A 19,814-nucleotide genomic window follows, 5' to 3' on the forward strand; every position below is an offset into this window, starting at 1 on the left:
CGGAGTCTACGGGGCGTTCCCGTCGGTCAGGAGGCAGGTGGGTCCGGGGCGCGGGCCCCGGTGACCTGCCCGGAATCCCCGCCGGGAAGCGGCACAGGGACGTGACGGCCTGTAGGTGCGCCCGGGGTCCGGGCCACCGGCGTTCCGAGACCGGGCTCCGCCGAGGAGTCGGGCGCCGTCGGCTCCGCCGAGGCTCTCGCCCTCGGCTTCCCGGGGGTCAGGCGCCCGTCGGTGTGGGCGGGCCCGGTGGGGTCGGGCGGCGGAGGTGGTCGCGGATGACCCGTACCGCCGTCTCGGCGTCGTCGACGGTGACCGTGAACGTACGCCCGTCCCCGAGGCGCAGGACCAGGCCCTCGCCGCGCCTGACGACCACGGCCGTGCCCTTCTCGGGACGCCAGCGGTAGCCCCAGCCGCCCCAGTGGCGCGGGGTGACGCTCGGTGCGAAGTCCGCGCCGACGATGTGGGAGAGGAGGATGCGGCGGCGCGGTACGCCGATGTGGCCGCAGCGGACCTCCATGGCGAGGTCGTCGACCTTGACGGCCACGTGGACGAAGGCGAGCGTGCCGAAGAGGACGAGCAGTCCGGCGGCGACACAGCCGATGACGGCCATCAGGAGGGCCGCGATGCCGGAGGTCCAGGCCGATTCCACGGCGAGGGTGACGCCGAGGGCCATGAAGGCGGCGCCGGCGGCCGCGGCCAGCCACTGGAAACGGTTGGTGGCGCGGCCGGTCCAGACGGCGGGTGGCCGCTCGTCGGCGCGCGGGTTCCGGTGGTACTCCCTCATGAGGGAAGCGTACCCAGGACGGGACGCGACGGCGCGCCGGAGCGCATCCGTCCGCACACGCTCAGTGAGCGGGCGCCGCCGCCTGGAGGGTCCGGCCGGCGGCGTAGCCGAGGGCGGTGGCGGGAAGTGGACCGGGGCGTCCGCTGAGGAGGACGGAGAGGCTTCCGGTCGGGGCCGCGTCGGGGGCCGGCTCGGCCCCGACGCGGCGCAGCGCCTGTGCGGCGACCGCGTCCGCGGAGCCGTGGAAGACGAGCGGGGGCAGGCCGGTCCTGCGGGCTTCGAGGGCGGCGAGGATGCGCTCCTCGACGAGCTCGTAGTGGGTGCAGCCGAGGACGACGGCGCGGACGTCCCGGGGGGTGAGCGCCGTGGCCGCGGCCACGGCCCGGTCCACGGCCTCCGGATCGGCGTGCTCCACGGCGTCCGCGAGCCCGGGGCAGGGCACCTCGGTGACGTCGGCGCCGTCGGCGAAGTCGCGGATCAGTCCGCGCTGGTAGGCGCTGCCGGTGGTGGCCGGGGTGGCCCAGATGGCGACCTTGCCGCCCCCGGCGGCGGCAGGCTTGATCGCGGGCACGGTGCCGATGACGGCGATGTCCGGTTCGAGGGCGGCGCGCAGGGTCGGCAGGGCGTGCACGGTGGCGGTGTTGCAGGCCACGATCAGGGCCTGCGGGCGGTGCGCGGCGGCGGCGAGCGCGACGGCCAGGGCGCGCTCCGTGAGGTCCTCGGGGGTGCGCGGGCCCCACGGCATGCCGTCGGGGTCGTTGGAGAGGAGGAGATCGGCGTCCGGCCGGAGCCGTCGCACCGCGGCCGCCGCCGGGAGGAGGCCGATTCCGGAGTCCATGAGCGCGATCTTCACCCGGTCACCCTAGCTGATGAGCCTCACATCCCCCGCGATCTGGGGCAGACTGCCGCGAGTGAGCACCCTCGCCTGGTTCGCGCTCGGTTCCTCGGTCGTCTGGGGTTGGCTGCTGCTCGGCCAGGGGTTCTTCTGGCGTACGGACCAGCGCCTGCCGCCGACCGCGCGGGGCCACGCGCGCGGGGGGCCGGTCCATGGCCACGCGCGCGGGGAGCCGGACGCGTGGCCGCGCGTGGCCGTCGTCGTGCCGGCTCGGGACGAGGCCGGGGTGCTGCCGCTGAGCCTGCCGTCGCTGCTCGCGCAGGACTATCCGGGCGTCGCCGAGGTGATCCTCGTGGACGACGGGAGTACGGACGGCACGGCGCGGGTCGCCGCCGGGCTGGCCCGTCTCCACGGGGGGCTGCCGCTGACGGTGGTGTCGCCGGGTGAGCCGGAGCCCGGCTGGACGGGGAAGCTGTGGGCGCTGCGGCACGGCATGGCGCTGGCACGCGCGCGTGAGCCCGGGTTCCTGCTCCTGACGGACGCGGACATCGCCCATGAGCCGGACAGTCTGCGGCTGCTCGTCTCGGCGGCGGTGGGGAACGACCTGGACCTGGTGTCGCAGATGGCCCGCCTCCGGGTCGCGAGCCCGTGGGAGCGCCTGGTCGTGCCGGCGTTCGTCTACTTCTTCGCTCAGCTCTATCCCTTCCGGTGGATCAACCGGGCGCGGCCGCTCGCGACGGCCGCCGCGGGCGGCTGTGTGCTGCTGCGGACGGAGACGGCGGTGGCGGCGGGCGTCCCGGAGACGATCCGGCAGGCGGTGATCGACGACGTGTCGCTGGCGCGGGCGGTGCGGCGGGCCGGTGGGCGGATCTGGCTGGGGCTCGCGGAGCGGGTCGACAGCGTCCGCCCGTATCCGGGGCTCGGCGAGCTGTGGCGGATGGTCGCGCGCAGCGCGTACGCGCAGCTGCGGCACAGCCCGTGGCTGCTCGGGGGCACGGTGGCGGGCCTCGTCCTCGTCTACCTGGTGCCGCCGGTGGCCCTGGTGGCCGGAGCGGTGGGTGGTGACGCGGTGGCGGCCTGGGCCGGAGGCGCGGCCTGGGCGGTGATGGCGGGGACGTACGTGCCGATGCTCCGTTACTACCGGCAGCCACTGTGGCTCGCCCCGCTGCTTCCGTTCACCGCGTTCCTGTACCTCCTGATGACGGTGGACTCGGCGGTACGGCACCACCGGGGTGCCGGTGCGGCGTGGAAGGGGCGAACGTACGCGCGCCCGGAGGCGGCGCCGGACCGGTGACCGTGCCGGGCCGGTGACCGTGCCGGGCCGGTGACCGTGCCGGGCCGGCCGCGCGGGCGCGCATACGTCCGGGCGCGTCCGCCAGGGCTCTCTGCGGTCAGAAGGTGCGGTCAGGAGGCCTGGTCGAGGAAGAGGAGGGCGCTCATGAGCGCGCCGCCGGCGACGGGACGGATGTCGTAGTGGTGCGTGAGTTCGTCCAGTTCGCGGAGTCCGGCGGCGTCTTCGTCGGTGCCCGACCCTCCCGCCGCGAGGATCCGCCCGGCGTCGCGCTGGATCATGCGCAGGGCCAGGGGGCCGTGTGCGCTCCGGACGCGGCTGTCGTCGAGGGTGGCGATGGGGGAGAGCATCGTGTCGATCTGCGCGGTGGTCCCCGAAGCTCCCCGGGCCCGCCGGTCGTGCAGGGCGGGCAGGGCCTCGCGGACGGACGCGAGGAGCTGTGTCCTGTCGTGGGGCCGCAGGGGCGCGTGGTCGTCGCGGTGGGCGCCGGAATTCGAGGAGGAGAGGGCGGAGGGAAGGCCTCGGGGCGCGGGAGCCGGGCCGCCCCGCCCGCTCCGCCCGTCCCGTCAGGGAGTGGCGCGGCGCAGTGCGAGCAGGGTCGCGTCGTCGGAGCGGTGGGGCCCGTCGAGCCGGTCCAGGAGATCTTCGGCGTAGTCCTGGAGGGTCTGGTGGTCGCGGACCGGTGGTGTGGTGCGCAGGCAGTGCTCGGCGGCCCGGAGGAGGCGCGCGGTGTCCTCGTCGGGGTCGGTGTCACGGCGTTCGATCAGCCCGTCGGAGTAGATCAGGACGATGTCGCCGTCGTCGAGCAGGGTCTCGGCCGCCGTATAGGTGGCGCCCGGCAGGACACCGAGGGAGAGTCCGGGGCCGCCGTCCGGGGCGGGGAGCTGTGCGGCCCGGCCGTCGCGCAGGAGGACGGGGCGGGGGTGGCCTGCGCAGGTCCAGCGGAGCGTCGAGCGTTCCGGGTGGTAGCGGGCGATGACGGCGGTGGCGGTCGATTCGATGCCGTCGTCGCACGCCACGTCGTTGAGCCACCGGGTGAGTTCTTCGACCGGCTCGTTGGTGTAGGCGAGGCCGGCCAGGGCGTAGCGGAGCTTGGCCATGAGGGTGACCGCTTCCAGGCCGTGGCCGCGGGCGTCGCCGAGTGCGACCAGGAGGCGGCCGCCGGGGATCCTGCGCGCCTTGTACCAGTCGCCGCCGACGCCGGACCGGGTGGAGTCCGGTCGGTAGACGGCGGCCGCGTCGAGGCCGTAGGAGGCGAGTTCGCCGGGGAACCGGGGAAGGACGGCGTCACGGAGCGCGTCGGAGATCTCGGCCAGCGCCTCCGCGCGGGCGCGCTGGCGGCGCGCCTCGGCGTCGGCGGCCCGGGCGAGCGCGCGGCGGTGGTGGTCGTCGGTGGCGTCGATCAGGACGGCGCGTACGGCCCAGACGGGGCCGCCTTCGGGTCGTACCGGTTCGGCGACCACGCGGATGTACCGCTCGACGGGGTCGCGCATGCGCAGTTCGCACTCGGACCGCCGTTTGCGCAGGAGTACCTCGTAGAGCAGGTGGTACAGCTCGGGCAGGCTGTCGGGGGTGATCAGGTCCGCCAGGCCGAGGATGTCCTGGGGGACGGGGGTCGCCGGGCCGAGGCCGAGGACGTAACCGAAGCCGAGGGAGGGTTCGACGGTGTCGTCGGCGAGGTTCCATTCGGCCCAGCAGGTTCTGACCAGCTTCTGGGCGGCGAGTGCCATCCGCACGCGGTGGCCCGGTTCCCAGGTGACGAGGAGGTGGTCGCCGCACGGGGCCACGGTCACGTCGCTGCTCAGCCGGGCCGGGAGGCCGGCCGGGCGGGGGATGAACCACTCCAGCATCTCGGGGCCCTGCGGCGCGCGTTCGTGGTGGGCGGCGGCGAGCATGCGGGGCAGTGCGGTGTTCTCCAGGACGGGGAACCGCTCGAAGAGGGGTACCGGGCCCTGCCAGCGCGGCACCGAGCCGCGCGGCACTCGGGCGGCACCGTAGTCGCGGGCGCGTTCGTTCTGGGCGACGTACAGGAAGTCCCCGATCCGGCCGCTGTCGTCGACCACCGGGGAGACGAGCATGCCGGCGACCGGCAGGGCGTCCAGCAGTTCGACGACGGCGTCCGGAAGCGGGCGGGCCGGGGCGGTGGGGCCCGGGGTGCGCGGGGGCGGGGCGTGGGTGTCCGCGTAGGTGCCGATGCGGCGGCGCTGGGCCGCCAGGAGTTCGCGCAGGGCCTGGAGATCCAGCGTGGCGCGGGGATCGTGTCCCCTGGGGACCTCCTCCATGAGCCGGGCCTTCCGTGGGTCGTGACGGCGTGCGAGCCGGCCTGCGGTCGCGGACCACCGGGCGATGGGGCGGCCGGGCCGTGGGGCGGCCGGGCCGTGGACGGAGGTGCCACCCGTCCGGGCCCTTCGGCCCCCGCGAGAGACCCGCGTCACGCCACAAAGTCCACCTTATGTCCGAAGTATTCGGTACGGCCGATGAGACACTCCCGCCCGGCGGAACCGGCCCGGCCCTGCACGCCACCCGCGGCCTCGTCCACGCGGCGGCCGAGGAACAGATACGCGCGGTCGACCGCCGCCGCCGCGTCGCCCGCCCCGCCGGAGCCGCCGCCCTCCGAGCAGCCTCCCGGCGCCCCTCCCACCGCGCAGCACGCCAGCCCCACCGCGAACGCCCGCCGACTCGGATACCCGGAAGAACCCGTAGGAGAACTCAGAGAAAATCCCATAACGGACCAACTGGATCATTTCCTGCCTCTGCCGCAAAGCCCTCCCCCACTGGCCCGCCCCGGGTCGCCACGCGTCTACCGGAAACCTGCACAACGTGTGCGTGTGGAGGGGCGGCGCCTTCACCGTTCCCCGACACCACAGAGGGCCCAGGCCGTCCGAACGGTACCTTTCCGCCCCTTTGGTTCCCCGTACGCGGCGGGGTGACCGAATCTGTTACTCGAACCCGAGGAGAATGTGTCGGCATTCGGTGAAATTGAATGCACGACCGCTTCCCGAGGTGCAGGAACACCCGCGCCGAAGCGTCAACCGAATTGGTCCGGTCAGCCGTTCGCGTGATTTGATCAATCCCGCCGCGGCCACAGAAGACGGATTCCCCCCCATGAACGAAGGGTGCGCATCATGCGTCACGACCTTGAGACCGCTGAGATCTCCGACGCCGACCTCGACGCCGTTTCCGGTGGTCTCGTCACCATCTCCGGCGGCCTCGCCGGCGCCCTGACCAGCGACGTCACCAACGTCCTCGGCACCGTCGGCTCCCTCCAGACGGTCCAGGGCGTCGAGGGCCTCGTCGCCGGCGTCCCCGGCCTGGCCTCCGGCATCACCGGCGTCTCGGTGAACACCGCGGGCATCGCCGGTATCTGAGCCGGTTTCCGAACCGGTTTCCGAACCGGCGTCTGAGCCGGTTTCCGGTCCGGTCGCCGGTCCGGACATCACCCGTGAACCCCGGAACCACCCAGGTTCCGGGGTTCACGGCCGCCCCTTGTCCATACCGCGGAAAACCCGACCGCGGAATGCGAGAGAACGCAGCCGAAGGAATAGTCCGTGCAGTTCCGCCGCAATGCGCTTTCCAAGCTGCAATCGCCCGAAGAACTCGACGTACCCGTGCGTTTCGCGCGTCCCCAGGGGCGTCTCGTGCTCGCCGTCACCCTCGTCGTCATGGCCGCCGCGGGCTTCTGGGCCCTCACCGGCACAGTGACGTCCAAGCTGAACGCCCCCGGCCTCCTCACCCACGCCGAGGGCTCCTACCTCCTCCAGAGCCCCGTCGCCGGACAGGTCACCGAGGTCCTCGTCGACGAGGGCCGGTCCGTGGTCACCGGAGCGCCCCTGCTGACCGTCCGCACGGACCGGGGCGACCGGCCCGTCCGCGCCGTCGCCGGCGGTCGCGTCACCACCCTGTACGCCGGGCTGGGATCGATCGTCACCACCGGCGCCGACGTGGCGACCGTCGAGCGCGTGACGGACCCGGACGCACCGCTGATGGCCGTCCTGTACCTGCCGGGCGACACCGCCGCCACGGTCCGCGCGGGCGCCCGGGTCGACCTCGGCGTCCAGTCCGTCCCGCGCGACCGGTTCGGCGTGCTCCGCGGCCGTGTCACCGCCGTCGGCCGCACGCCCCAGTCGGAGGCGCGGCTCGGCTCCTTCCTCGGCGACGCCGGACTCGCCGCGCGGTTCTCCCGCCAGGGCCCTCCGGTCGCCGTGCTCGTGGCCCTGGACCGCTCCACCGCCACCGTGTCCGGCTACGTCTGGTCCTCCGCCGACGGGCCCCCGCAGGCCCCCGCCTCCGGCACGCCCGTCACCGGCGCCGTCCACCTCGCCGCACAGCGCCCCGTCGACTGGCTGCTCCCGTGAGCGCGCCCGGTGCGTCCGCCCGGACCCGCTCCCGATCGTCCTCGCGTCGGCTCCCGCCCGCCGGCGGGGCCCGTCGCCGTACGCCCCCCGCCAAGGGCCGCCGGCCCCGGACCGTCCGTACCCCCACCGTCCTCCAGATGGAGGCGGTCGAGTGCGGCGCCGCAGCCCTCGCCATGGTGCTCGGCCACCACGGCCGGTTCGTCCCCCTCGAGGAGCTCCGCATCGCCTGCGGCGTCTCCCGCGACGGCTCCCGGGCGGGCAACCTCCTGAAGGCCGCCCGTGGTTACGGACTCCAGGCCAAGGGCATGCAGATGGACGTGGCCGCGCTCACGGAGGTGGCCGCCCCGGCCGTCCTGTTCTGGGAGTTCAACCACTACGTCGTCTACGAGGGCACCGGCCGCCGTTTCGGCCGCCCCGGCGTGTACGTCAACGACCCCGGCAGCGGCCGCCGGTTCGTCCCCATGGACCGGTTCGACACCAGCTTCACCGGCATCGTCCTCACCTTCGCGCCGGGCCCCGGTTTCCGCCGCGGCGGAAACCGGCCGGGTGTCCTCTCCGCCCTGCCCTCCCGGCTGCGCGGCACCTCCGGCACCATGGCCGCGGCGGTCGTCGCCAGCCTTCTCCTGGTGGCCGTCGGCGCGTGGGTGCCCGCGCTGAGCCGTACGTACATCGACATGTTCCTCATCGGGAACCAGACGTCCCTGCTCGGCGTGGTCTTCGCGGCGATGGCGACCGCCCTCGTCCTCACCGCGACCCTCACCGGCCTCCAACAGGCGAACCTGCTGCGCGGGCGCGTCATCGCCTCCACCCTGGGCAGCGCCCGCTTCCTGCGGCACCTGCTCCGGCTCCCGCTCGCCTTCTACGCCCAGCGGAACCCGGCCGACCTCGTCCAGCGCCTCCGGTCCAACGACGCCGTCGCCGAGACCCTCGCCCGCGACCTGGCCGCGGCGGCCGTCGACGCCGTCGTCGTGCTGCTCTACGCGGTACTGCTCTGGACGTACGACCCGCAGCTCACCGTCGTCGGCGTCCTCGTCGCCCTGCTCAACGTCCTCGCCCTGCGCGTCGTCGTCCTTCTGCGGGCCACCGACACGCAGAAGCTGCGCGCCGAGAGCGCCCGGCTGACCAACACCGCGTACAGCGGCCTCCAGCTCATCGAGACGATGAAGGCCACGGGCGGCGAGGACGGCTTCTTCCGCCGCTGGGCCGGACAGCACGCGATCACCCTCGACGTGCAGCAGCGGCTCGGCGTGCCCGGTGCCTGGCTGGCGGTCGTCGCGCCCGCCCTCGCCGTGCTCAACAGCGCGCTGATCCTCACGATCGGCGGTCTGCGGGCCGTGGAGGGGCACCTCACCGTCGGGCTGCTCGTCGCCTTCCAGGCCCTCGTGACCGGCTTCACGGCACCGATCGCCCGGCTCAACGGCGTGGCGGGCCGCGTCCAGGACTTCGCCGCCGACGTCGCCAGGCTCAGGGACGTCGAGGACTTCCCCGTCGACCCGGTCCACACCCGGCACGCCCCGAGCGCCCCCACCCGCCGGCTCACCGGCCACGTCGAACTGGACGGCGTCACCTTCGGGTACAGCCCCCTGGACGCCCCGCTGCTCAAGGACTTCCGGCTCACCGTCGGCCCCGGGCAGCAGGTCGCGCTGGTCGGCGGTTCGGGCAGCGGCAAGTCGACCGTCTCGCGGCTGATGTCCGGCCTCTACACACCGTGGGAGGGCACGATCCGCATCGACGGGACGCGTCTGGAGGACATCCCGCGCGGTGTCCTCGCGGCCTCCGTCTCCTTCGTCGACCAGGACGTCTTCCTCTTCGAGGGCACCGTCCGCGACAACGTGGCGCTCTGGGACCCCTCCGTGCCGGACGAGGCCGTCGTCGCGGCCCTCCAGGACGCCGCCGTGTACGACGTGGTGGCCCGCAGGCCCGGCGGCATCCGCGGCCGCGTCGAGCAGGACGGCCGCAACTTCTCCGGCGGCCAGCGCCAGCGCCTGGAGATCGCCCGCGCGCTGGTGCGCCGCCCCAGCGTCCTGATCCTCGACGAGGTGACCAGCGCCCTCGACGCGGCGACCGAACAGATCGTCATCGACAACCTGCGGCGGCGCGGCTGCGCCTGCGTGGTCATCGCCCACCGGCTGAGCACCGTGCGCGACAGCGACGAGATCGTCGTCCTCGACCGGGGCACGGTCGTGGAACGCGGGCGCCACGAGCAGCTCCTCGCCGCGCGGGGCGCGTACGCCGGCCTGATCAAGGAGGACTGAGGTGACCTTCCCCCACCCGCCGGCCGACCTCACCGGCGTACGGCACGACGGCGGCGCGCAGGACCCGGTCGTCGCCGCCCTGGGCACCCTGGGCACCGCCGTCGACCGCGCCGGTCCGAGCGGCGTCGCCCTCGAAGGCCCGTACGTCCTCTGGCTCGTCGTCGACGGCGCCATGGACCTCTTCGCCGTCGACGCGGCGCGGCTCGGCCCGTGGCACTTCCTGGGCCGCCTCGAAGCGGGCACGCTGCTCCTCGGCCCGGTCGACGGCCCCGCGCACACCCTGATCGGCCGCCCCGCGCAGGGCTGCCTGCTGCGCCGCGTCGAGCTCCGCGAACTGGCGTACCCGGCGGGGCAGTACGCCGGTCAGGGGTACGGGGAGCAGGGATACGGCGGCCAGTGGTACGAGGGCCGGTGGTACGAGGACCGGAGCACGTACGGGACGCGGGCCGAGGCTCCGCCCAGCCCCCTGGAGCACGCCTTCGCGCTCGGCATCGGGCGCGGGTTGCGGGTCCTGTACCAAGCCGCCCTCGACGGCGGCCCCACCGGTGGTACGGCCGACGACGACGTCCTCTGGATGCGGCTCACCCCGGGCAGCATCGCGTACGGGGCCGTGTACGAAGGTCACCCGAGCCCCGGCGCGGGCACCCTCCTCGTCGACCCCTCGACCTGGCAGGGCATGGTCGACCAGCAGTACCGGCTGCTGCACGCCCTGGACGGCTGGATCGAGCAGCTCGAACGCGACCACGAGGACCGTGCGGCGGCCGGGATCGAGGCGGGGAGGGCCGCCCGCACCCGGGCGGACCACACCCTCCTCGCCTCCCTCGGGCGCGGGGGCGGCACCCCCGCCCGGGGCCGCGCCGACGACGACGCGACCTACGCCGTGTGCCGGACCGTCGCCGCCGCGGCGGGCATCACGCTCGCGGAACCGGCCGGGACGGAGGGCGCCGACGCCGGACGGCTCGATCCCGTCGAACGCGTCGCGCTCGCCTCCCGGATCCGCACCCGGGGCGTCCGGCTCGGTGACCGGTGGTGGCGAGAGGACAGCGGCCCCCTCGTGGGCCACCGCGCGGCGGACGGGTCACCGGTCGCCCTGCTGTGGCGGCGGGGCCGGTACGTGGCGGTCGACCCCGCCACCGGCGGGCGGGAGCGCGTCGGCCGGTCCAACTCCGTGGAGTTCGCACCGCGCGCCGTCATGTTCTACCGCCCGCTGCCCGACCGGCCGTTGGGCCTGCTGCCGCTGCTCCGGTTCAGCCTGCGGGGAACCCGGGCGGAGCTCCGCGCCCTCCTCGTCGGCGGGCTCGTCGCGGTGGCCCTCGGCGCCCTGGTGCCCGTCGCCACCGGCAAGGTGCTCGGCACGTACGTACCGGCGGCCGAGACCGGCCTCATCGTCAGGACCGGCATCGCGATCATCGCGGCCGGCGTCGTCTCGGCCGCCTTCTCGCTGCTCCAGAACACCGCGATCCTCCGTATGGAGGGCCGCGTCGAGGCCACGCTCCAACCCGCCGTCTGGGACCGTCTCCTGCGCCTGCCCGCGACGTTCTTCACCGGCCGTTCGACCGGCGAACTGGCGGCCGCCGCCATGGGCGTCAGCGCCATCCGCCGGGTCCTGTCCGGCATCGGCCCCGTGGTCCTCCAGGCGGGCACCGTCGGCACGGTCAACCTCGTCCTGCTCCTCGTCTACAGCGTGCCCCTGGCCCTCGTCGCACTCGCCCTGCTGCTCGCGACGGCCGCGGTCTTCCTGGGCCTCGGACTCTGGCAACTGCGCTACCAGCGCCGGTTGATCCGGATCAACGACAAGCTCGACAACCAGGCCTTCCAGACCCTGCGCGGTCTGCCGAAGCTGCGCGTCGCGGCGGCCGAGAGCTTCGCGTACGCGGCCTGGGCGGGGGAGTTCGCCCGCACCCGCGAGCTGCACCGGCGCGTCGGGCGGATCAAGAACGTCCTCGCCGTCGTCGGCGCGGTCTGCCTGCCGCTGTGCACGCTCGTGATGTTCGCGCTCCTGGCCGGTCCGGCCCGGGGCACCCTGTCGGCGAGCGAGTTCCTCACCTTCAGCACCGCCGTCACGATGATGCTGTCCTCGGTCACGCAGCTGACCGGCGCGCTCCTCTCGGCCGCCGCCGTACAGCCCATGTTCGAACAGATCAGGCCGGTGTTCCGGGAGACACCCGAGGTGCGCGGCTCCAGCGTCCACCCCGGCGAACTGACCGGGGCCGTCGAGGCCGAGAACCTGTCGTACCGCTACACCGAGGACGGGCCGCTGGTCCTCGACGGGGTCGACCTCCGGGTGCGGCCGGGCGAGTTCGTCGCGATCGTCGGGGCCAGCGGCAGCGGCAAGTCCACCCTCCTGAGGCTGCTCATCGGCTTCGACCGGCCGGCCTCCGGCACCGTCCGGTACGACGGGCAGGACCTCGCGGCCCTCGACCGGGCGGCCGTGCGCCGTCAGTGCGGTGTCGTGCTCCAGAACGCCCAGCCGTTCTCCGGCTCCGTCCTCGACTGCATCCGGGGCGCGGGGACGTATCCCCTGGAGGACGTGTGGGCCGCCGCCGCGATGGCGGGCCTGGCGGAGGACATCAAGGCCATGCCCATGGGCATGCACACGATGCTGTCCGACGGCGGCGGAAACATCTCGGGCGGCCAGCGCCAGCGGCTGATGATCGCCCAGGCCCTCGTCCGCCGGCCCCGTGTCCTCTTCTTCGACGAGGCGACCAGCGCCCTGGACAACGAGGCGCAGCGGACCGTCATAGAATCGACCCGCGCCCTGAACGCGACCCGTGTCGTGATCGCCCACCGACTGTCCACGGTCATGGAAGCGGACCGGGTGATCGCCCTGGCGGACGGACGTGTCGTCCAGGAAGGCACTCCCGCGGAACTCCTCGCCGACACGACCGGTCTCTTCCATGAACTGGTCCGGCGTCAACTCGGCTGATACTCCGTGATTACTATCGGTAATAGATTGATAATCCTGAGTTTCGCACGCTCAAGATCAACGGAGAAAGTCCCCGACTGTTTACGCAGACTTTAACGATGTTTTGGCAGGTCAGCCCGGCAAAAACAGCGTAAATCGGATGACCCGAAGATGGGGACTCCCCAACCAGCACATCGTGGGCTTAACTTATGGCCATGACCTCCCCCCGCTCCACCTATGGAGGCGGTTACCACACCGCGCCGTCCTTCCCGGACACCCCGATCTACGACTCCCTGGTCGCGGAGCGGGGCACGCCTCAGATCGCCCCGATCCGAGTGCCAGCCGCCTACGACACCGGCAGCAGCTTCCCCCAGAGCGGCTCCTACCTGCCGGCGCTCCCCGCGGCACTGCCCGCCCTCCCGGCGGCGCCCACCCCGCAGCCCTCCTACGGCGGCGGCTACGGATACCCGCAGCCCTCGCCGCAGATGGCACCCGTGCCCCTGCAGCACGCCCCCGCCCCGTACATCCCGCAGCAGCAGATGGCCCCGCGCGGCTATCAGGGCGGCCAGTACACGCAGCCGCCCCGCCCCGCGCCCGCGGGATACGAGGCGATGCGTCCGGCGGCGCCCCGGCCCGCTCCGGTCCCCGCCCCCGCGCCGTACGACGACCCGTACAACCGTCCCTACCAGGGTGGGGGTTACTGACCGGCCCACGCACCGGGGGACGTCGGGCCCGGAGCGGCTGGCAGGATGACCGCATGCCGACTCCCGTGCTCCGCTCCGTCCACGTCCACCCGGTGAAGGCCATGCGCGCGCTGGCTCCCACGGAGGCCGAGGTCCAGCCCTGGGGGCTGGCCGGGGACCGCCGCTGGGCCGTCGTCGACGCGACGGGCAAGGTCGTGACCCAGCGCCGTCACCCCCGGATGGCGCTGGCCACGGCCGAACCCCTGCCGGGCGGCGGGGTCGCCCTGTCCGCGCCCGGTCACCCGGTGCTGGCGGTCGAGGTTCCGCATCCCTCGTCCACCGTCACCGTGGAGATCTTCGACAAGTTCGTGGAGGCGGTGCCGGCCGACCGGGCGGCGGCCGGCTGGCTCTCGGCGTACCTGGAGGGCGATTTCCGGCTCGTCCACATGGACGCGCCGGAGCACCGGCGGCCGGTCGACCCGGAGTACGCGCTGCCCGGCGAGACGGTGAGCTTCGCGGACGGCTATCCGCTGCTCGTCGCCGCCACGTCCTCGCTCGACGCCCTCAACTCCCTCGTCGCCCAGGGGGACCACGCCCACGAGGGTCCCCTGCCGATGAACCGGTTCCGGCCGAACCTGGTGATCGAGGGGACCGCGCCGTGGGCGGAGGACGGCTGGACGCGGCTCGCCGTGGGAGAGGTCACCTTCCGGGTCGCCAGGCCCTGCGGGCGCTGTGTCGTCACCACGACGGACCAGCTCTCCGCCGAGCGGGGCAAGGAGCCGCTGTGGACCCTCGCCCGGCACCGCAAGAACGACGGCCGGGTCATCTTCGGCCAGAACCTCGTCCCCGAGCACACCGGCACGGTCCGGGTCGGGGACGAGGTGAAGATCCTGGACTGAGCGGAAACCTCCCGATCACCGGCCCGACGGGCGGGGAGCCCTCCCCCGGGGCACACTCGTCGGAGAAGCGGTGAACGACGAGGGGGTCCCGACGTGCGCGCGGCCATCGGACTCTGGCGCTGGCGGCACAACCCCCTGCGCCGGACCACGGATCTCGTCGAGGCCTGGGTCGCCTCCGTGGCGATCGTGCTGCTCTGTGTCGTGGTGCCGCTGACCGGCTGGGCGGCCGGCTCCTCCGCGGACAGCTCGCTCCAGCGGGCCGTCCGCGCCCAGCAGGAGCAACGCGTGCCGACGACGGCCCGGGTGGTGCGGCCCGCGGGCGGAGCGGAGACCGCCGATACGGCCGGGGAACAGCGGCTGCGCCGCCCGGTGGTGGCCCGGTGGACCGCGCCGGACGGCTCGGCCCGTACGGGCACGGTGACGACGGCCCGGCGGACCTCCGCCCCCGGCGCCACCTTCGCCCTGTGGACGGACCGGGAGGGACGCCCGGTGCCGCCGCCGCTGCCCGCGGACACGGCCCGCGCGCACGCCGCCGTCGCCGGTCTGACGGTCGCGCTGCTCACGGGTCTCCTGGTGGAGACCGTCCGCCGCCTCGCCGTGCGCCGGCTGGTGCTGCTGCGGTACGCGCGCCTGGACCGGGCGTGGGCGGCGGCCGGCCCCGACTGGGGCCGCACCGGCACCGGCAGCTGAGGCGGGGCGCGAGCGGGGAACGGACCCGGACGGGGACCGGACGCGGACCGGGTCCGGGTTCGACCGGGCCCGACCGACCTCGACCGCCGCCGACCACCGCCGACCGCCTGTGACGCGAGCCGAGGGACAGTCCGGCGCCCGCACGGGTACGGGCCGGTGACCCGTCAACCGCGTGGCCCCGCGCGCGCTACGGTGGGGCATCGGTTCAGCGGCGAGGCATGAGGCGGGGGCAGGACACACCCATGGCACAGGGCACGGTCCAGGTGACGCACACCGGCACATCGCGGTGGCGGCGCCGCACGGGTGAGTACCCCTCGCTGGCCGCCGCCCTGGAGGCCGCGGGCGACGGGGACGTGCTCACGATCGCGCCCGGAACCTACCGGGAGAACCTCGTGGTGCGGCGGGCCGTCACCCTGCGCGGCCCCGAGGGCGGGGTCGGCTCGGTGCGGATCGCACCGCCGGACGGGGTGCCGCTGACCATCCGCGCCTCCGTCACCGTGCAGGACCTCCACATCGAGGGGCAGGACGTCGCCGCTCCGGCGCTGCTCGTCGAGGACGGCACGCCCGAACTGCTCGACCTGCGGATCATGACCCGCTCCGCCGCCGGGATCGAGGTGCGGGGCGCGGCCCGGCCGACGGTCCGCCGCTGCACGGTCGACAATCCCGCCGGGGTCGGCATCGCCGTACTCGACGGGGCGGGCGGGGTGTTCGAGGAGTGCGAGGTGGTCTCCGCCGGGCAGGCGGGCGTCTCGGTGCGGGGCGGGGCGCATCCGCGCCTCGAACGCTGCCGGGTGCACCACGCCTCCGGCGCCGGGATCGCGGTGACCGGCGAGGGCAGCGGCCTCGAGGGCATCGGCTGCGAGGTGTACGAGATCAAGGGCGCCGGCCTCCAGATCGCGGCCCGCGCCACCGCCCACCTCACCGACTCCTCCGTGCACCGCACGTCGGCGGACGGCATCACCCTCGACACCGACGCGGTGCTCACGCTCTCGGACTGCGACATCCACGACATCCCCGAGAACGCCGTCGACCTGCGTTCGCGCTCGGTCCTGACGCTGACCCGGTCGACCGTCCGCCGCTTCGGCCGCAACGGCCTCTCGGTGTGGGACCCGGGGACCCGGGTGGACGCCAACCAGTGCGAGATCCACGACAGTACGGGCGACTACCCGGCGGTGTGGGTGAGCGACGGGGCGACCGCCGTCCTCGACGCCTGCCGGGTACACGACGTGCCGGACGCGCTGTTCGTCCTCGACCGGGGTTCCCGGGTGGACGTCGTCGACAGCGATCTGTCGCAGGTGCGGAACACGGCGGTGTCGGTGAGCGACGGGGCGACGGCGCAGCTCGACGACTGCAGGATCCGGGAGGCCTCCACCGGCGCCTGGTTCCGCGACCACGGCAGCGGCGGCACCCTCGGCGGCTGCACCTTCGACTCCGTGCAGACCGGGGTCATCGTCACCAAGGGCGCCGATCCCACGATCGACCGGTGCACGGTCACCTCGCCCGCCGAGGCCGGCTTCTACGTGTCGGCGGAGGGCCGCGGCTCCTTCACCGGCTGCCGGGTCACCGGCAGCGGCGGGTACGGGTTCCACGTCACGGACGGCTGCCGCACGACCCTGCGCAAGTGCCGTACGGAGCGGTGCGCGCGCGGCGGCTACGAGTTCCCGGAGGAGGGGACGAGCGCGGAGGACTGCACCAGCGACGAGAGCGCGGTCCGCTCCTCCGTACCCGACGGGGGGACGGTCCTGACGGCCACGCAGCCGACGGGGCTCCTGGGGACGGTGCCGGCGCCGCGCGTACAGGCGCCCGTACCGCGGGCCGCTCCGGAGCCCGTGCCCTCCTCCCGCTCCTCGCAGGACGTGCTCGGGGAGCTGGACGCCCTGGTGGGTCTGGAGAGCGTCAAGCTGGAGGTGCGCACCCTCACCAACATGATCGAGGTGGGACGCAAACGTCAGGAGGCGGGGCTCAAGGCGGCCTCGGTCCGCCGCCATCTGGTCTTCACGGGCAACCCGGGCACGGGCAAGACGACGGTGGCACGCCTTTACGGCGAGATCCTGGCCTCGCTGGGGGTCCTCGAACGCGGGCACCTGGTGGAGGTGTCCCGGGTCGACCTGGTCGGCGAGCACATCGGCTCGACGGCGATCCGTACCCAGGAGGCCTTCGACCGGGCGCGCGGCGGGGTGCTCTTCGTCGACGAGGCGTACGCCCTGTCGCCGGAGGACTCGGGCCGTGACTTCGGCCGTGAGGCGATCGACACGCTTGTGAAGCTGATGGAGGACCACCGGGACGCGGTGGTGGTCATCGTCGCGGGCTACACGGCGGAGATGGAGCGCTTCCTCACCGTCAACCCCGGCGTGGCGTCCCGCTTCTCGCGGACCATCACCTTCGGCGACTACGAGCCGGACGAGCTGCTCAGGATCGTCGGGCAGCAGGCGGACGAGCACGAGTACCGGCTCGCCCCGGGCACGGACGAGGCGCTGCTCGGGTACTTCACGAAGCTGCCCAAGGGCCCGGCCTTCGGCAACGGCCGCACGGCGCGGCAGACGTTCGAGTCGATGGTGGAGCGGCACGCGGGGCGGGTCGCCGCGCTCACCGAGATGAGCACGGACGACCTGACGCTGCTCTACCCCGAGGACCTGCCCGAGCTCCCCTGATCCGAACTCCCTTGACTCGGACTCCCTTGACTCGAAATTCCTTGGTCCATCGTCTCGCTCGGGTCGCGCTGCCGGGGCAGTGCGGGCAGCAGCCGGTCCAGGAGGGCGGAGCGCCGGAGCGCGAACTCCGGGTCGGACCGGTAGTCGGAGTGGCCGAGGATCGGTTCGGGCAGCGGGTGCTCGCGGGTGCGGCCGTAGGAGACCGGGTCGCGCAGGACCGCCGCGTCCACGGTCGGCCGGCCGTCCTCCGCGGGCACCCGGACGGGTCCGCCGATGGGGTCGGTGGCCCGGTACAGGTTGTTCCAGCAGTGCACCGTACGGTGCAGGGCACGCAGCGCCTCGGGGCCGAAGTACGCGGGGAACCAGCGGCCGTAGAGCCGCTCCAGGGGTGAGCCGTACGTGAGGAGCGCGACCCGGCCGCGGGTGGTGGGCGGCAGCTGCCAGACGGCGGCGGCGGCGAGGACGCTGCCCTGGGAGTGTCCGGAGATGACGAGCCGGCCGCCGGTGCTCCGGGTCCAGGAGCTCATCCGCCAGGTCAGGTCGGGAACCGCCCGCTCGGCGTAGCAGGGCGGGGCGAAGGGATGGGCGGCGCGGGGCCAGAAGGTGCCGACGTCCCACAGGATGCCGATGGTGCGGCGGGCGGAGGCGTCCCGGTAGGCGCGGCGGCCCCACGTGACGAAGAGCAGGAAGCCGAAGCCGATCATCCAGGAGCCGAGGGCCTGGGTGGCGGAGGCGAGCGACGCGACGGCGGGGTGGGCGCCGTCGAAGGCCCGCCCGGGGACGTTTCCGCTGGCCCAGGCTCCGGCGACGGAGGCGGCCCCGAGGAGCAGGGTGGCTCCGGAGACGACGCCGACGAGGACCGGCGCGGAGTCGGTGAGCGCCGCACGCGCCCGGCCGGAGGCGATCTGTCCGGTGCGGACCGGGTCGCTCTCGTCGGCTGCCCGGTAGTCGGCCTCGACCGTGGCGCGCAGCCGCCGGGCGACGAGCACGGTCCGTACGGCGAGGAGGACGGCGGGCACGAGCAGCAGCAGGAGCAGCACGGGGATGACGGAGGCCTGCCAGCTGAGCAGGACGGGCGGAGCGATCCGGGGACCGCCGTGGCCCGCTCCCGGGCCGTCGAGCCAGTCGGCGACCCATTGGGCCACTCCCCCGGACATGACCCCGGCGAGGGCGCAGGCGAGCATGGCGACGGCGGGGCCGCCGAGTCCGCGCAACGCCGTGCGCGGGTCACGGCCGGGCCGCTGGAGCAGCAGCGTGACCATGCCGAGGGCGACGACGAGGCCGCCCTGGGCGAGGGTGAGGCCGCCGAAGACGGCGTCGCCGGGGAGGGGCCCGCCGGATGTCCAGCCGGGGCGGGACCAGCCCGCGTACAGGGCGCTGAGCGCGAGGAGCGCGAGCGCGCCGCCGGGCAGCCAGGAGACGAGGGCGCGCTCGACGCGCAGGTCGAGCCGGCGCTCGCTGCGGCCGCGGCGGCAGACGACCCAGACGACGAACACAAAGAGGGCGATGAGGGCGGTCTGGAGGACCCGGCCGAGGGCGACGCCCGCGCCGGGGGTCGTCGCGTCGTGCCGTGCGGTGGCCGTGGTGAGGGCGGCGGCGACGGTGAGGAGGCCGGCGGCGGTGTGGGCGGCCCTGAGGCGGGCGACGAGCCGGCGCCCGTACCAGAACCCGGGGCGGCCGAGGGCGGGGCGCGCCCCGAAGGGACCGGCCCGGCCCACCGCCTCCGGGCAGGGCACTGTCGGATCGGGCGTCTCCGGGTCCGCCGTCTCCGGGTCCGCCGTCCTCGGGCCGGCGGGTGGTTCCGCCGCGGGGGTGTCGTCGCCGGTGGGCGGGCGTTGGGCCTCGTACGCGCTCCAGGTCCTGGTCGACAGGTACCAGAGGAGACCGACGAGCGCGGCCGGCACCAGGGCGGCGAGCGCGAGGCGGCGGCCGGGCTGCGACCACCAGCCGCCGCGCCCCTCGGAGAGGAAGCCGAGCCAGGGGTACGCGTCGGCGCAGACGGCGGTCCCGGCGCACTGCCAGGCCGTCAGGTCGAGCGCCACCTCGCAGGCGGCGGCGGTCAGGAGCACGGTGAGGGTGAGCGCCACGAGCCGGACGAGGACCCCGTACAGCCGGACCAGCCCCTGACGGCCCCGGGCGGGCGGGCGCATCCAGTGCGCCAGGTTGACGACCATGAAGGGCAGGAGCAGTAACCACAGGGCGCGGGCGCCGTCGCCCGAGGTGAGGTTGGACCAGCAGTACGCCTCCGGGACCGGGCGTGCCGCGTACCGCTCGGGGTGGTCCTCGGCGTCGAGGTCGTCGGCGCGCCGGTACACGGCGGCGGTCCGGTCGCCGGTGACCCGTACCGTCCTGGGGTCGTCGAGCATGTCCTGGGGGGTGGCTCCGCCGACTCCGTGGACGAGGAGTTCGAGCGCCGCGCCCCCGCTCTCCGGGGCAGGTGTGGCAGGGGACACTGAGGGGACTTCC

14 protein-coding genes are annotated in these 19,814 nt (G+C 74.3%); 9 read left to right on the forward strand and 5 right to left on the reverse strand.

Annotation, left to right across the window (positions count from 1 at the left end; all coding sequences use genetic code 11):
• Positions 1-217: 217 nt before the first annotated feature.
• Positions 218-784, reverse strand: a complete 567-nt coding sequence (locus tag ACFWUY_RS07265) for a hypothetical protein (RefSeq protein WP_384102987.1) — start codon at positions 782-784, stop codon at positions 218-220.
• Between the two features lie 61 nt (positions 785-845).
• The gene (locus tag ACFWUY_RS07270) at positions 846-1,637 is read right to left on the reverse strand and encodes a glutamate racemase (protein ID WP_384102989.1); all 792 of its coding nucleotides are present in this window, start codon (positions 1,635-1,637) and stop codon (positions 846-848) included.
• 58 nt (positions 1,638-1,695) lie between these two features.
• Between ACFWUY_RS07270 and ACFWUY_RS07275 the strand changes: the two genes are divergently transcribed.
• Entirely contained in the window at positions 1,696-2,913 is a 1,218-nt protein-coding gene (locus ACFWUY_RS07275) for a glycosyltransferase (RefSeq protein ID WP_384103301.1), read from the forward strand.
• A gap of 110 nt (positions 2,914-3,023) precedes the next feature.
• On the opposite strand, the gene ACFWUY_RS07280 is transcribed toward ACFWUY_RS07275, so the two are convergent.
• Positions 3,024-3,371, reverse strand: coding sequence for a triphosphoribosyl-dephospho-CoA synthase (locus tag ACFWUY_RS07280; protein ID WP_384103304.1), 348 nt, complete (start codon positions 3,369-3,371; stop codon positions 3,024-3,026).
• Between the two features lie 105 nt (positions 3,372-3,476).
• Positions 3,477-5,192, reverse strand: coding sequence for a PP2C family protein-serine/threonine phosphatase (locus ACFWUY_RS07285; RefSeq protein WP_384102991.1), 1,716 nt, complete (start codon positions 5,190-5,192; stop codon positions 3,477-3,479).
• Between the two features lie 843 nt (positions 5,193-6,035).
• Between ACFWUY_RS07285 and ACFWUY_RS07290 the strand changes: the two genes are divergently transcribed.
• The 8 genes from ACFWUY_RS07290 to ACFWUY_RS07325 all read left to right on the forward strand — a co-directional run bounded on the left by ACFWUY_RS07290 (position 6,036) and on the right by ACFWUY_RS07325 (position 17,348).
• Positions 6,036-6,278 (forward strand): hypothetical protein, encoded by a 243-nt coding sequence (locus ACFWUY_RS07290; RefSeq protein WP_384102993.1) that lies wholly within the window; start codon positions 6,036-6,038, stop codon positions 6,276-6,278.
• 180 nt (positions 6,279-6,458) lie between these two features.
• Positions 6,459-7,265, forward strand: coding sequence for an HlyD family efflux transporter periplasmic adaptor subunit (locus tag ACFWUY_RS07295; protein ID WP_384103307.1), 807 nt, complete (start codon positions 6,459-6,461; stop codon positions 7,263-7,265).
• A complete protein-coding gene (locus ACFWUY_RS07300; protein ID WP_384103310.1) occupies positions 7,250-9,520 on the forward strand; it encodes an NHLP family bacteriocin export ABC transporter peptidase/permease/ATPase subunit in 2,271 nt (756 codons plus the stop codon). The genes ACFWUY_RS07295 and ACFWUY_RS07300 overlap by 16 nt, the downstream gene beginning before the upstream one ends.
• A 1-nt stretch (position 9,521) precedes the next feature.
• Positions 9,522-12,446 carry an NHLP bacteriocin export ABC transporter permease/ATPase subunit gene (locus ACFWUY_RS07305; protein WP_384102995.1) on the forward strand — a complete coding sequence of 975 codons (2,925 nt, stop codon included), beginning with the start codon at positions 9,522-9,524 and terminating at the stop codon, positions 12,444-12,446.
• A 194-nt stretch (positions 12,447-12,640) separates the two neighbouring features.
• Positions 12,641-13,129 (forward strand): DUF6643 family protein, encoded by a 489-nt coding sequence (locus tag ACFWUY_RS07310; protein WP_384102997.1) that lies wholly within the window; start codon positions 12,641-12,643, stop codon positions 13,127-13,129.
• Between the two features lie 53 nt (positions 13,130-13,182).
• Complete coding sequence (locus tag ACFWUY_RS07315; protein WP_384102999.1) at positions 13,183-14,007, forward strand: MOSC domain-containing protein; 825 nt, start codon at positions 13,183-13,185, stop codon at positions 14,005-14,007.
• A gap of 93 nt (positions 14,008-14,100) precedes the next feature.
• Complete coding sequence (locus ACFWUY_RS07320; protein WP_384103001.1) at positions 14,101-14,697, forward strand: hypothetical protein; 597 nt, start codon at positions 14,101-14,103, stop codon at positions 14,695-14,697.
• Between the two features lie 242 nt (positions 14,698-14,939).
• Positions 14,940-17,348, forward strand: coding sequence for a right-handed parallel beta-helix repeat-containing protein (locus tag ACFWUY_RS07325; RefSeq protein ID WP_384103003.1), 2,409 nt, complete (start codon positions 14,940-14,942; stop codon positions 17,346-17,348).
• On the opposite strand, the gene ACFWUY_RS07330 is transcribed toward ACFWUY_RS07325, so the two are convergent.
• Entirely contained in the window at positions 17,318-19,801 is a 2,484-nt protein-coding gene (locus ACFWUY_RS07330) for a hypothetical protein (RefSeq protein WP_384103005.1), read from the reverse strand. The two genes, ACFWUY_RS07325 and ACFWUY_RS07330, sit on opposite strands and share 31 nt — an antisense overlap.
• Positions 19,802-19,814 lie beyond the last annotated feature (13 nt).

Source organism: Streptomyces sp. NPDC058664 (assembly GCF_042716635.1).
Classification (GTDB): Bacteria; Actinomycetota; Actinomycetes; order Streptomycetales; family Streptomycetaceae; genus Streptomyces.